Annotated in this window: 11 protein-coding genes; 2 read left to right on the forward strand and 9 right to left on the reverse strand. The window is 51.6% G+C overall.

The window, feature by feature from the left end; genetic code table 11:
- Positions 1–2: 2 nt before the first annotated feature.
- Positions 3–1,712, forward strand: coding sequence for a proline--tRNA ligase (locus RW114_RS15060; RefSeq protein ID WP_340123581.1), 1,710 nt, complete (start codon positions 3–5; stop codon positions 1,710–1,712).
- 142 nt (positions 1,713–1,854) lie between these two features.
- The gene (locus tag RW114_RS15065) at positions 1,855–2,331 is read left to right on the forward strand and encodes an ATP-binding protein (RefSeq protein ID WP_340123582.1); all 477 of its coding nucleotides are present in this window, start codon (positions 1,855–1,857) and stop codon (positions 2,329–2,331) included.
- A gap of 21 nt (positions 2,332–2,352) precedes the next feature.
- Here the strand turns inward: RW114_RS15065 and RW114_RS15070 are convergent, their stop codons facing one another.
- From RW114_RS15070 to RW114_RS15110, 9 genes are all read right to left on the reverse strand, one after another.
- Positions 2,353–2,688, reverse strand: coding sequence for an STAS domain-containing protein (locus RW114_RS15070; RefSeq protein ID WP_340123583.1), 336 nt, complete (start codon positions 2,686–2,688; stop codon positions 2,353–2,355).
- A 12-nt stretch (positions 2,689–2,700) separates the two neighbouring features.
- Positions 2,701–3,033, reverse strand: a complete 333-nt coding sequence (locus RW114_RS15075) for a hypothetical protein (RefSeq protein WP_340123584.1) — start codon at positions 3,031–3,033, stop codon at positions 2,701–2,703.
- An 81-nt stretch (positions 3,034–3,114) separates the two neighbouring features.
- Positions 3,115–3,798 carry an amino acid ABC transporter ATP-binding protein gene (locus tag RW114_RS15080; protein WP_340123585.1) on the reverse strand — a complete coding sequence of 228 codons (684 nt, stop codon included), beginning with the start codon at positions 3,796–3,798 and terminating at the stop codon, positions 3,115–3,117.
- Positions 3,795–6,959 (reverse strand): ABC transporter permease subunit, encoded by a 3,165-nt coding sequence (locus tag RW114_RS15085; RefSeq protein ID WP_340123586.1) that lies wholly within the window; start codon positions 6,957–6,959, stop codon positions 3,795–3,797. The genes RW114_RS15080 and RW114_RS15085 overlap by 4 nt, the downstream gene beginning before the upstream one ends.
- Positions 6,960–6,989: 30 nt before the next feature.
- Positions 6,990–7,517, reverse strand: coding sequence for a substrate-binding periplasmic protein (locus RW114_RS15090; protein ID WP_340123587.1), 528 nt, complete (start codon positions 7,515–7,517; stop codon positions 6,990–6,992).
- Complete coding sequence (locus tag RW114_RS15095) at positions 7,514–9,460, reverse strand: SpoIIE family protein phosphatase (protein WP_340123588.1); 1,947 nt, start codon at positions 9,458–9,460, stop codon at positions 7,514–7,516. The genes RW114_RS15090 and RW114_RS15095 overlap by 4 nt, the downstream gene beginning before the upstream one ends.
- Entirely contained in the window at positions 9,444–9,812 is a 369-nt protein-coding gene (locus RW114_RS15100; RefSeq protein ID WP_340123589.1) for an ABC transporter substrate-binding protein, read from the reverse strand. The genes RW114_RS15095 and RW114_RS15100 overlap by 17 nt, the downstream gene beginning before the upstream one ends.
- A 34-nt stretch (positions 9,813–9,846) precedes the next feature.
- A complete protein-coding gene (locus RW114_RS15105) occupies positions 9,847–10,476 on the reverse strand; it encodes an ABC transporter substrate-binding protein (protein ID WP_340123590.1) in 630 nt (209 codons plus the stop codon).
- An 871-nt stretch (positions 10,477–11,347) separates the two neighbouring features.
- On the reverse strand, positions 11,348–12,082 hold the full coding sequence (locus tag RW114_RS15110; RefSeq protein WP_340123591.1) for a phosphoadenylyl-sulfate reductase: 735 nt from the start codon (positions 12,080–12,082) through the stop codon (positions 11,348–11,350).
- Positions 12,083–12,280 lie beyond the last annotated feature (198 nt).

The following is a 12,280-nucleotide window of genomic DNA, read 5'->3' on the forward strand; positions in this document are numbered from 1 at the left end:
ACATGCGTACTACTCAATTCCCGCTCAATACTGTTAAAGAAACCCCGGCTGATGCCGAAATAGCCAGCCATCAACTGATGATCCGCGCCGGACTCATCCGCAAACTGGCTGCCGGTCTTTACACGTGGTTACCCTTGGGACTGCGGGTCATGCGTAAGGTCGAGAAAATCACCCGCGAAGCAATGGAAAAAACCGGCGCGCTGGAAGTGTTAATGCCCGGCCTGCAACCCGCCGAACTGTGGCAGGAAACCGGACGCTGGGAACAATACGGCCCGGAACTGGCGCGCTTAAAAGACCGTCATGATCGCGATTTTTGCCTGGGGCCCACTCACGAAGAAATCATTACCGATCTGGCGCGTAACGAGATCAAAAGCTACAAGCAGCTGCCTATCACTTATTACCAGATTCAGTCCAAATTCCGCGATGAAATCCGCCCCCGTTTCGGGGTGATGCGTTCCCGCGAATTCATCATGAAAGATGCCTATTCCTTTCATTTGGATCAGGAATCGTTACAGCTTACCTACGATGCGATGTATCAGGCTTATACCAATATATTCAACCATCTGGGCTTGGATTTTCGTGCAGTCATCGCCGATTCAGGCTCTATCGGCGGCGCGATATCGCATGAATTCCATGTGCTGGCCGATTCCGGCGAAGATGCGATTGCGTTCTCAACCGACAGCGACTATGCCGCCAATGTTGAAAAAGCCGAAGCGGTGATGCCTTCAGGATCTCGTGGTGCGGCTACCGAAGCCTTGACGCTGATTGATACGCCCAACCAGCACAGCATCGAAGAAGTCTGCGGTTTTTTAAACATCCCCGCCACGCAATGCCTTAAGACTCTGATTGTTAAAGGCGAAGAAGACACGCTGGTTGCGCTGCTGTTAAGAGGCGACCACAACCTTAACGAAATTAAAGCGATAAAAATTGACGGCATCATCTCGCCGCTTGAATTCGCCAGCGACGAGCAAGTGGGCAGCGTTTGCAACTGCAAACCCGGCTCTATCGGCCCGATCGGCTTAAACATCAAGATTATTGCCGACCGTAGCGTAACCTTGATGTCCGATTTCGTTTGCGGCGCGAACCAGGACGGCAAGCATTATCAAGGCGTCAACTGGGAACGTGATTTGCCTGTTCCTGATCACGTTGCAGACTTGCGCATGGTGGTTGAAGGTGATCCCAGCCCGGACGGCAAAGGTCAAATCACGCTGGCTCGCGGCATTGAAGTCGGCCATATTTTCCAGCTGGGCACCAAATACAGCGAGGCGATGAAAGCCGGCGTGATCAACGAAGGCGGCAAAAACCAGATCATGACCATGGGCTGTTACGGTATCGGTATTTCCCGCGTGGTCGCCGCCGCGATCGAACAGAGCCATGACGATAAAGGCATCATCTGGTCAGCCAATCTTGCCCCTTTCCAGGTGGCGCTATGCCCGATGAACATGCACAAATCCGAGCGCCTGAGAGTGGCTTCGGAACAGCTGTACCAGGACTTATTGGCGGCCGGAATCGATGTGTTATTCGATGACAGGAAAGTCCGCGCCGGGTTTATGTTTTCCGACATGGAACTGATCGGCATCCCCCATTGCATCGTTGTTGGTGATCGCGGCCTGGATTCCGGTACGGTTGAATACAAGGCCAGAACGGCTGAAGCAAACGAGGAAATTCTGTTTGCGGATGTTATTGATTTTTTGAAAGCTAAGCTGGTTTAACGCAGTCTGGGAGGAGAGTTAGGGGATCCACTTTAAAAGTAGGCGGCGTTGATTTACAACAGGGTTTTATCAGAAGAGCCAAACGTAAAAAAACTGATAAGCAATCATTAAAATACTATTTTGAAATTCGGGTGTTAATGTGATGGAATCTAACAAACCTGCCCAGATTAAGGAATCCCGTCTTTGCGGGCACAATACAAAGCTGTTGCTGGATTACCGGGTGCCTACCCGACTCGAAGAAATCGAAAAACTTGCTGATGCTGTCAACAAGGCTCTACCCGATCACGATCTGGCTTTCTCTGCCAATTTGTGTCTGGAAGAGTTGATAACAAATACCATTGTTCACGGCCTCAAGGGTGCTGCTGATCGGTTCATACATGTCCGAATGAGTATATCGGACGAATGGCTGGAAATTCTTCTGAAGGATGATGCACCCCGGTTTGACCCTTTCATGCAAGCCCCCAGACCGAACCTGGATCTGGATATTAACGAACGACCTATCGGCGGTCTCGGCGTACACTTGGTCAAGAGGCTGATGGATGATGTCCATGCTTATTCCGATGGCACCGGCAATTTGATTGTGTTGCTCAAGCGCTTGCAACATCGGACTTCGGAATAAAGTTTTCCAGAAAATCCTTATTCAGGCGATTGAGGCGAGAGCTTCAGCGACAGAATTTTCCATCTTGAACAAGGCGGTGAAGCCGGACATGTCGAATACCGACCGGACGTTTCCCTTGACGTTCGCAAAGCACACCTTCCCGTCTTTCTCTTTCAGCAGCTTGGCCATGAGCAGCAGAGCCCGCAGACCGGCGCTGCTGATGTAGTCAAGTTGTTCAAAATCAACCACAAAGTAACTATTTCCGCCATCAATCATTTCCCGAATTCTTTTTTCATACTCTGGCGCCGTAACCGCATCAAGTCTGGCGCTAATCGATACAATGATGGTGTTACCTTCTGTTTTTGTCTGCAAATCCATGGATGCTATTCCTTATGGGGGGTTAGATTTAAGCAGAAATTGTAATCTGTTTTTGCCGTTGATCCACTGATAATCAATGCTTTCGGTCAAATTCCTGATGATCATCAGCCCCAGATCATCGGTCAAGCTCTGATTTTCAAGCGGATTACCCTGCTCCCCTGTGCTTTCACAGATTATCTCCAGGCGTTCGTTCTTTTCCGAATAGGTTATGGTCATATCCAGAACGACCGTGCGCAGGTAAGGATTATAGATTTGCAGCAACTCTTCAACCAGCAGCAGCAGGTTGTACCGGGTTTTCTTTGGCAGGATCTGCTTTTCACAAAAAGCTTCAATTTCAGCATTCATCGCATACAGGTCATAATCAGGTGAACTGATGCGGCAGGTGTAACTGCGAACCCTGTTGATAAAAGCCCGGGTCTTTTCCTTTTACGGGTTCTCAAAAATCTGCTCCGGTGGGCCTTCTTCGTAGATAATTCCTTCGTCCATGTACAACACCCTGTTTGATACGTCCCGGGCAAAATCCATTTCATGGGTGACTATCGCCATGGTCATGCCCTCCTTGGCGAGGCGGCGGATGACCGAGAGCACTTCCCTTATCATGGTTGGATCCAGCGCTGAAGTCGGCTCGTCAAAGAGAATGATTTCCGGCTCCATGGCCAGGCAGCGGGCAATCGCCACACGCTGCTGCTGGCCGCCGGACAGCTCGTCCGGGTAATTGCCGGCTTTCTCGGCCAGACCCACCAAGCGCAGCAGTTCGAGCGCTTTCGCCTGAGCCTCCTGCTCGCTGATCCCTTGCAGCTTGATCGGGCCGAGGGTCAGGTTTTCCAGCACCGACAGATGCGAAAAAAGATTGAACGATTGGAACACCATGTTCATCTTCTGGCGTATTTGGGCGACATCGGTGTTCTTATCCAGAATGTCCACGCCATTGATATAAATTGATCCGCCGCTCGGAACTTCGAGCAGGTTCAGGCAGCGTAGCAAGGTGCTCTTGCCGGTACCGGAAGGGCCGATGATGGTAACGACCTCACCGGTTTTTATTTCAGTGGTGATGTCTTTCAGTACGACCAGGTCGCCGAATTTTTTTGACAGATGCTCGATCTTGATCATGCCTTGACCGCCTTTCGCCGTTTGTATTTGGGGTCGGTAATCCGTTCAAGATATTCCAGACCCAGCATCAGAATCCACGCGATCACAAAGTACAAAATTGCGATCATGATCAGCGGAAAGAACGCATCGAAGGTACGGCTGCGAATGATGTCGCTGGCCTTGGTCAGATCCTGGACGGCGATGTAACCGACGATGGAAGTCATCTTGACCAAGGAGATGAATTCCCCCTTGTAGACCGGCAAAATACGTCGCACGGTCTGCGGCAGAACAATGTACACGAAGGTCTTGACCCTGGTGAAGCCCATCGCGATGCCGGCCTCGATCTGGCCTTTGCCTATCCCCTCAATGCCGGATCTGAAGATTTCGGACACGTAGGCGCCGAAATTCATCCCGAAGGCAATAATCGCCACCAGCACCGGGTTGATGTCCACCGAAGCGAAGACGACATAGAAAATGAGCATCAACAGCACCAGAACCGGCATGCCGCGGATGATATTGATATAAACCCTGGCAGGCAGATTGAGAACAGTCCTCTTCGACATTCGCATGAAGCAGACCAGCGCACCTAGCAGCGTTCCGAACAACGTCGCGAATATCGAAATAATCACAGTCGTCTTCAATCCGTCCCAGATCAGGAAGTAACGATTTTCCTGGATGATGTTGCTGTAAAAACTGTTGGCTACCTTTGTCAGAAACGGTAACGAGTCATTTGCAGAATCCCCCTTCGTCTCGAAGGCCGCAATATTCTTTTTAAGCGCGAATACGTTCGCGCCCAATACATAATAGGGCTCGGAAAAATCGACTTTGTTTTTCCTTTCCTCGGTAATCATCAAGGTGCTGTCAATCATGTCGATCTTGCGACTCGAAACCGCAGCAATCAGGTTGCCGAACTCCATGTCGGCGTATTCGACTTTTTTGCCGAGATAGGCCCCGAAGCGCTCCGCAAGCTCGATATCAAAGCCGATCAGCTTGCCGTCTTTGACAATGGCAAACGGCAGCCCCTTGTCGCTGACGATACCCACGACGAGGGCGCCATTGGCGCCTGCGTTGGCAATCTCCGGCATCACGGTACTGCCGTTTTTGAGCCAGCGAGTCGTCATGTCTTCGAAGTCGCCATTCGACTTGATCTGCTTGAAAAAAGCATTGAACCGTTCGCGCAACAGGTCGTTGTCCTTGTTGAAACCCATCCCGATCGGATAGGACAGCAAGGAATCCCCCAATAGCCCCAACTCGTTTTCGCCGCGAAGGAATTCGAGCAGCGTTTCCCGGGTATAGATCGCGGCGTCGACTTTTCCCGACTTCACGGCCAGCACCAGGTCAGGCAGGGATTTATATTGGAGGATGGTCGCGTTGGGGTAATGTTGCATCGCATAGGTATCGTGAACGGAACCTTGCAGCACGCCGATGCGTTTGTCCTTGAGATCGGCAATCGATGTCAGTTTTTTCTGCTTGCCTTCAGCCGATCCGGCGCCGCTCGCGGCCAGGATATTTTTCTTCAAGGCGAACACTCTGGTACCCATCTCGTAATACGGATCGGAGAAATTGATCTGTTTTTCCCTCTCTTCCGTCACGTAGATGGAGCTGGAAATTAGATCGACTTTGCCGGTAGATACGGCGGCAATCAGGCTGCCGAAATCCATGTTCGCAAACTTGACCGATTTGCCGAGATAGGCCGCGAATCTTTCGCAAAGCTCGATATCGAAGCCGACCAGCCGGTTATCCTTGACCGCCGTAAAAGGCAGTCCGACATCGCTGACCCCAGCGACAATCACGCCGTTCGCTTTGGCGTTTTCGATGACCGGCATGCGCGCGTCGCGTTGTTCCATCCAGCGACGGACCATGTCCCCGTGGACGCCGTTTTGCTTGATCTGCGCTAAAAATCGGTTGAATTGATCCCGGAGGGCTTGGTTGTCTTTTTTGAAACCGACTCCTACGTTAAAGGTGAACAGGGGATCTCCCAATAGCCCGAAGCTGTCGTCCTGGCGCATGATTTCGCGCAAGGGCTCGGCATCGAACAGCGCGGCATCTACCTTGCCGGTCTTGACAGCCAGGGCCACATCGGCGGGAGACTTGTATTGGAGGATAGTCGCATCAGGGTAGTTTTTCGTCGCATACGTGTCATGCGCGGAGCCGACCAGCACGCCGATGCGCTTGTCTTTCAGGTCTGCAAAGGATGCAAGCTGCGGGCCTTGCTTGACGGCGGAAGGCCGTCTGACCAGCGCTGAAATGTCATTTTCAACATACGGCAGCGAGAAATTGATCAGTTTCTTGCGCTCTTCGGTGACATTAAAATTGGACAGCGCAAAATCGATTTTGCCTGACTGCAGTGCAGGAATCAGGCCCTCAAAGTTCATATCGATGATCTCGATTTTTTTGCCGAGACGCTGACCAAGCAACCGACTCAGCTCGATATCCAGACCGGTCAGTTTTCCATTCGCCTGGAATGAAAAGGGCTCGATGGTCGCGCAAGTCCCCATCCTCAGCACCTCCTTGCTGTGGCTGCCGTTGATTGGCGCTACCTGCGGCGTGACCGTATATTTTGCATCGATCCATTTGGCTCTGAGCTGCTGCAAGACGCCTTCCTTTTTCAGTTCGGCTAACGCCCTGTTGATCTCGGCAAGCAATGCGGAATTGTCTTTCCTGATGGCGGCGGCCACTTCAAGTTTGTCCACCGGTTGATCCAGAATGACCAGCTCCTGATTTCTCTCGGCCAAATTGAGCAGCACGCTCTTGTCATAGACAAAGGCATCCGCTTTGCGGGTCTTTACCGCAAGGGCGGCATCGGCTGATGCAACAAACACCTGAAAAGATGCGTTTGGAAAGTGCTTTCGGGCCGCCAAGTCTCCGGCGGAACCGCCCAACACGGCGATTCTTTTACCGTCGATATCCTCCCGTTTCGCAATCTCGTTATTATCGATACTGGCTGGCGCTGCCGCAGCGCTTTTTCTGACCAGCATTACCTGCGCGTTGGCGTAATAGGGCTCGGTAAAATCGACAAATTTTTTGCGTTCCTCGGTTGCGGTCATCCCGGTTATGATCAGGTCAACCTTGCCCGATTGCAACGCCGGGATCAGCGCCATGAATTTCATGTTGAAAAATTCGACCGGCCTCTGGAGTTTGGCGCCGATAATGCGCGCAAGCTCACCGTCATGTCCGGTCACCCTCCCCTCTTTGTCCACGAAACTGAACGGCTACCGCGTGGCGCTGACCCCGATTTTTAGCGGCTTTCCTTCCGTGGGAAGCTTGATGTCCATTTCTTCATACGGGGTCAGATCCGGCTTGAACCAGCGCTTCTTCATCGATTCCAGCGTGCCGTCGCTTTTTAGCTCAGCGATGATCCGGTTCAATGTCGCCAGTAGCTCGCCGTTGCCTTTCTTGACCACAATCGCGGTGTCCTCGTAATCGAGCGGCTCGGACAGCAGCCCCAATTCCGGATTCTTCTTCGAGACCTGAAGCGCCGCCGGGAACGCGGTCACGATAGCATCGATTTGTCCGGATTTCATCGCGGCGACCGCATCCATGATATCGTCGAAACTTTTGACCTGCGCCTTCGGGAACCTTTTGATAGTGAGTGCCTCCCCGGTTGAGCCGGTCATCACACCGATTCTGGCATTTTTTGCCTCATCAAGACCGACGATGACGATTTCGCTTTTCTTGCAACCGGCCATCAAAGCGATAACCGCCAAAACAATCAGCGCTAACAGTGTCGTTTTTTTCATGCACCCTTCCCTGCATTATTCGACTTCATTTTTATCGCCAGCATGGTGATGTCGTCCGATTGGGGTGCGCCGCCGGCATAATGCGCCACCTCAGAGCTGATGTAATGGATCAAGTTTGTAAGATCCCCTTGGGGGGCGGTTTGCAACGCCTTCAGCAAACGCGCCTCACCATACAGCGCATCCTCCGGGTTCTTTGCCTCGGTCACGCCATCGGTATAGAGAAACAGCGCGCCTTCCTGCTCCAGCTTGAGTCGCTCGGTCGTAAAGACAGTTTCGGTCATGGCGCCCAGCATCAGCCCCGATTTCGGGGTGAGATAGCGTACACCCTGCGAGTCGATAATCAGCGGGGGATTGTGTCCGGCATTGGCAAAACGCACGTCCCCGGTCGTGATATCAAGGATGGCGCAGAACACCGTCGTGAACATGCAGCTTTCGTTGTCCGTTGCGAGAATCCTGTTGACGGAGGAAAGCATCTGGTCGGGTTCGCCAAGACGCTGGCCTTCGGTCTTCAGCAGGGTTTTGGCCACCATCATGTACAGCGCGGCAGGAACCCCCTTGTCGGAAACGTCCGCAATCAGGAAACACAGATTCTTCTCGTCAATGAAAAAGAAGTCGTAGAAGTCGCCCCCGACCTCTTTGGCAGGCACCATGGATGCGTAGATCTCAAATTCGGGATGATCGGGAAAGGGAGGAAAGATGCGCGGCAGCAGGCTCGCCTGAATATTGGTCGCGACCTTGAGCTCGCTTTGGATCCGCTCCTTCGCGGCGGTGGTCTCGGTCAGGTTCCTGATGTACTCCTTCAGCGACGCCTGCATGGCCTGGAAGTCATGCGTCAGAACACCGACCTCATCGTTGGAGCGTACTGCCGGCAGCACCACGTCAAAGTTTCCGGCAGCGACCTCATCGGTTGCTGCAGCCAGCAATTGCAGCGGCTTGATGATGGCCCTGGCAATGGAGATGACCGCCAGCGTCAGCAGCAATATCCCGCCAAAACCCATCGCCGCCATGGTCATGCTCAACTTTCTGACATTCTCCAGAAGCTCCGCCTCGGGGAACAAGACGGCAAGGGTCCAGCCTGTCGAAGGGATCGGCGTGTAATACATCCAGCTCGTGAAGCCTACCAGACTCTTGTAGTGGACGAAGCTGGTCTCGCCCCTGACCATTTTTTTGCCGAGCTCCCTCAGGAAGGGGTCCTGACGTTCTTCCGCAATGCTGAAGAACGTTTCGTTCATGATGGCGTCCTTCAACGGGTGAGCGAGTACCGTCCCGTTGCGGGTAAGCAGGGCTGCATAGCCGGTCCTGAGTATCTTGACCGAGGAGATGTACTCCGTCAGGGCGTCGAGGGAAACGTCTGCTCCGACAATCCCCTGGAGTTGTTTCTTGCCATCGATTTCCTTGTAAAAGGGCATCGAACAGGTCGACATCAGAATATTGCCGGCGCCTTCATCGAAGTAAGGCTCGCTCCATTCGAGCTTGCCCAGCTCGCGCGGAATCTGGTACCAATCCCAGTACGGATACGGGTAGTCGATGTATGATTCGTCAAGGCGGCCAAAGGCGATCTTTCCTTTCTCCCGGTAATAATAGGGTGCATATAGATGCTGTTTGACGCTGAAGGCATAGGGCTCAAAGGCGACGAACGAACCATAAATTTCCGGATTGTTTTCGATGATCCTTTTGAGCAGGGAATGCTGCTGCCGATCCGTGTAACTGCCCGTCTCCAATGAACGGGCTAAGCCTTCCGTCACTTTGGTAACCGCCGTCAGCTGTGTCTCTACCCGATTGACCAATGACATGGCGAGGTTGCGCGCATTGCTTTCCAGCTCGTTTTGCAGAATGACGCGGGACCGGTAATAGTTATAGCCGAGCGTCACGGCAAAGATGACTGCGCTAGAGAGCGTTATGACCAGAACGAGTCTGGTGACAATGCTATTTTTTCCCGGCATCGGCCCTCCAGACAAAGGCGTTGTAATCGGGATAGCTGCGGATCAGGCCGTGTTTTTGCATTGCACGGCCTACGTCCTCGTAATCCCGCTTCATAAGCTGGCCGACTCTTCCCAGCGGATTGACAGGCATCATCAGGTCCCGCATCCGTTCCAGCATCCATTTCTGGTGACTCCTGTTGGCAGGTAAATGGGCCTCGCGCATGTGTTTGATCACGATATCCAGCGCCTCGTCGGGATGATCGAAGGCGTAGCGCCAGCCCTCCAACGATGCGTCGACAAAGGCTTCCGCCAGTGCCGGATCTTTGCGGAGAGTCTTTTCCATCGTATAGATCCCGTCCTCCAGAAAATTCATGCCCTGATCTCTCAGGAAAATGACATTCAACTCATCAGGATCGAGGCCGGAGCGGATTGAGAATCGTGTGGTACTCGTTGAACCACATCGCGGATGTCACATCGATGCCGCCGCGCAGAAAGAGATTGACGGTATGGGACTGACGAATTTCACGGACCTTGATGCGATGCTCGGCGAACAGCGTACGAAGCGGTAATGACACGTAACCTTCCCACATCCCCACTTTTTTGCCATCCATGTCATCGATGGTCTCGATGCCGGCGGTCTTTTTCGAAATCAGCATCATCGACGAGCGCTGGATGATTTGGGCCAGGTTAACGAGTTCGGTACCTGCAGAGCGATACTGCAGGGCGGTAGTCAGCCAAAGAATGGCAAAGTCGGCAGAGCCTTTCTCCAGCGCTTCAGCGGGAGAAGATCCAGGCCCAGCCCTGAGGATTTTGAGCTCAATCCCATGCCGTGCATAGATTCCCTTGTCGAGAGCCACATAATATCCGGCAAACTGGGCCTGTGGACTCCACATCGGCATCAGGGAAGCGCTTTTCAGTGGAGTTTCGGCGGCACCAACAGGAAGCGCAACGACACAGGCTATGAACAGCACCATCATCGCTGCGGCGATCGAATGCATCTTTCGTTGAGGACGGTTCTTATGCCACATCTTGCTCATGATCACTCCTGTTTGATCATTCCGGACAAAGGCAACGCACTAAAGAGCCCCTGCATTACCGACCAATCTAGTGAATTACAGTGATTTCTCGTGTATGCGGTTGGCAATAAAAATTGGGACACCTATTACCTGATTCCGCCAAAAATCACAGTCAACAAACCAAATCACAATATAAACCATATAATTAAAGTACCCTGAAGTTTGTTTCACAACCAGAGACTAGACAAAGGCCACCGATGATCCACTGCGCTATCTGCTGCGACAGTGGAACCCGCGGGATCTCATCGCCCGCACCGTGGAGGCGGAACTGGAAGCCTTTCTGGCCCCGCATGCCGGTCTGAAACATGATGATGGTTAAACGTTTATACACCCAGCTACCCGCCGAACGCAATATTCAAACTGGCATTGGTAACCTGGAGGTCTCAGGTGCCGAAGGTGCGCGACCGCTGCGGCTCCAGCGCGTGCTCCAATTGTAAAAAAGCTTCCAATTTTTATACTGTCAGTGTCGGATTTTCCAGACAATTAAGACAGGATACAATTTAAAAACAATTACCTAGTAATGGTTTCTGGTCAAGTTGAACGCTCTTTTCTGGTAAAAACCGGCAAATTTTCTACGCTGTTTGACACAGCAGGCACACAGCCTTACTCAAAGCACTAGACACCCCAAACCTCTGCGCAGGCTTGACCGCACTGTCGGAACAAACTCGACAAAAATTACGGAAAACAGCAGAATAATAAAAATAAGCCAAGTCGAAATGACGCAGTACTGCCGAATGTCTCTTGTGGGTCGAACTGAGACAGTCAATGCCTGATGCAGTTGAGACTAATTTTGGCAATTGTCAGATCAAGTCCGGAGTTTTACAAATCAGTGTCAGAAAATACTGCTATCTTTTACATTTCCGGCATGCAGGCCGCATTCTTTTTGAGCTCCCGCTTCCCACCACCAGCGTCCGGCTCTTTCATGTTCATGAGGCAAAATAGCGCGGGTGCAGGGTTCGCAGCCTATGCTGGTAAAGCCTTTTTCATGTAATTCGTTATAAGGAACCTGATAGGCTTCAATATAATCCCAGACTTGCGTCAGGCTCCAATTGACTAGCGGATTGAATTTAATCAATGGATGTCCGGCAGTGGAAAATTCGCTGTCTATTTGCACTTCAGGAATAGACTGTCGGGTATCCGGGCTTTGATCTTTGCGTTGGCCGGTTATCCATGCATCCAAATGAGGCAGTTTGCGTTTTAATGATTCAACTTTACGGATGCCGCAGCATTCATGATGGCCGTCCACATAAAAGCTAAACAGGCCTTTCTTTTTTACCAGATCATCGAGCAAGTCTTTGTCCGGTGATAATAATTCAATGTCTATCTGGTAATATTTTCTGACTTTCTCTATAAATCGATAGGTTTCGGGATGCAAGCGTCCGGTATCTAAAGAAAAAACCTGGATGTCTTTCCTGAGTTTGACAGCCATATCGATCAGCGCCACATCTTCTGCACCGCTGAAAGCGATGGCAATATTATCAAACAACTCCAATGCTTTTTTCAGTATGATGCGCGGGTTTTTATGACTCAGGTCGGTTTGTAATTGCTGGATATTAAGGGTTTCCATAATTTTTCTGTAGGGGGCTTATGCAGAGCAATGCCGTTGATTTAAGAGTGTGTGCTCCTTCTCCCTCAGGGCATAGCTATCTACACAACTTAAAGCACAAAAGTAGTAACATACGCCATGAATATAAAAAAAGTTATTAGACCTCGATCCTCGCTTGGCAAAGCGTCACCAACAGTTGGTGAGTGAGTATTTGAACTC

The organism is Methylobacter svalbardensis (assembly GCF_037671525.1).
GTDB lineage: Bacteria > Pseudomonadota > Gammaproteobacteria > Methylococcales > Methylomonadaceae > Methylobacter_A > Methylobacter_A svalbardensis.